Source organism: Patulibacter medicamentivorans (genome assembly GCF_000240225.1).
In the GTDB taxonomy this organism is placed as follows: Bacteria; Actinomycetota; Thermoleophilia; order Solirubrobacterales; family Solirubrobacteraceae; genus Patulibacter; species Patulibacter medicamentivorans.
In genome coordinates this window covers 1-1,578 of record NZ_AGUD01000114.1, presented here as the reverse complement: position 1 = coordinate 1,578, position 1,578 = coordinate 1, and the positions used below count along the sequence as shown (strand labels likewise).

General features: G+C 78.5%; 1 protein-coding gene and 1 pseudogene. One reads left to right on the top strand and one right to left on the bottom strand.

The features are described from left to right. Positions 1 to 800, top strand: an 800-nt coding sequence (locus tag PAI11_RS09330; RefSeq protein WP_138974201.1) for an N-acetylmuramoyl-L-alanine amidase, incomplete at its 5' end; no start/stop codon positions are given. A 227-nt stretch (positions 801 to 1,027) separates the two neighbouring features. Here PAI11_RS09330 and PAI11_RS09325 read toward each other — a convergent pair. After that, positions 1,028 to 1,578, bottom strand: a pseudogene (locus PAI11_RS09325) (hypothetical protein); the annotation flags it as partial.

Sequence of the window (1,578 nt, the reverse complement as noted above, 5' to 3'; positions counted from 1 at the left end):
ACGGAGCGGCGACCGGGCGCGCGACGGCAGGCGGCGCGACCGGCGGTGATGCGGCAGGCGGCGGCGCGACGGGCGGGACCGACGGCGTCGTGACCGCCACCGAGCCGCCGGCGGCGACCGACGGGCGCGTGCTCGCGGGCCGCACGGTCGTGATCGACCCGGGCCACAACGGCGCCAACGGCGCGCACCCGGCGGCGATCAACCGGCTGGTCGCGATCGGCAACGGCCGCAAGCCGTGCAACACGACCGGGACCACCAGCGTCCGCGGGCTGAACGAGTCGCGCTTCAACTGGCTGGTGGCGATCCAGGCGCGACGGGCGCTGCGCGCGCTCGGGGCGACCGTCGTCCTGACCCGCCAGGACGATCGCGGCGTCGGGCCGTGCGTCGACCGGCGGGCCCGGATCGCGAACGCCAACCGGGCCGCGGCGGCGGTCTCGATCCACGCCGACGGCGGGCCGCCGGGCGGTCGCGGGTTCCACGTGATCCTGCCCGGGCGCGTGCCCCAGGTCGCGGGCCACGACCGGATCGTGGCCCCGTCGGAGCGGCTCGGGCGGGCGCTGCGAGCGGCCTTCCGGACGGGCACCGGCAGCGGCTACGCGACCTACCTCGGGCGCCGCGGGCTCGACGTCCGCACCGACCTCGGCGGACTCAACCTGGCGAGGGTCCCGGCGGTGATGATCGAGTCGGGCAACATGCGCAACGCCGCCGACGCCGCGCGGATGAGCGACCCCGCCTGGCGCCGCCGCGCGGGCCGCGCGATCGCGAGCGGGATCCGCGACTTCCTGCTGGCCGGCGGCTGAGCGGGCTGGGCGCCAGGCCGGGGAGGGGGGGAAGGCGGCGAGGCGGGCGGGCGCGCTCGGATCGCTCCGGGTCGCAGCGGACGGCCAGCCGAGCGCGAGCCTGCACCGGAAGCCAGACCCCCGTGTCGGGTCGGGCCTTGGCGTCTGGTGCACCTCTGGCGAGCAGGAGACGCCACGGTCCCCGCCGCTCCCCGGCCGTGGCGCGCCATGCCCGCTGGCCGCCGCCCTCAGATCCGTCCGGGATCGCAGGAGCGCTGCGCGTCGGCGGCCATCCCCGAGCTGCTCCAGAGATCGCAGAAGCGACGCTTGGCGGCCGTGGCGTCGGCGTCGGCGGTCGCGGGGCGGCCCGCGAGTCGCGCCTGGTTGGCGCTGATCGAGGCGCGGATCGCGTCGCGGAAGGCGTCGATCGCGGTTCGCTGCCCGTCGTCGGCGGGCCGCAACGCGTCGAGCCGGCGCAGTACCCGGCGACGGTTCACCAGCGCCGCCTGTGGGTCGACGGCGGTGAGGGCGCGGCCCTTCGCCGAGAGCGTCATCAGGCGGGCGACGTCGCGGGCGACGGCGGTGCGCCGGGCCGCCGGCGTCGAGCCACCGCCCTTCGTGGTCGTCCGCCCGACGCTCGTCGTCGCCGGCGAGCGGTCCGGTCCGCCGTCGTCGTCGTCGCGCGCCAGCAGGTACGCGCCACCGCCGACCGCGACCACGCCCAGCGCGGTCGCGACCGCGATCGTCGCCGCGGTTCGGCGCGGGCGCTGCGGTGCGGCGGGCGGCGCCGACCCAGCGG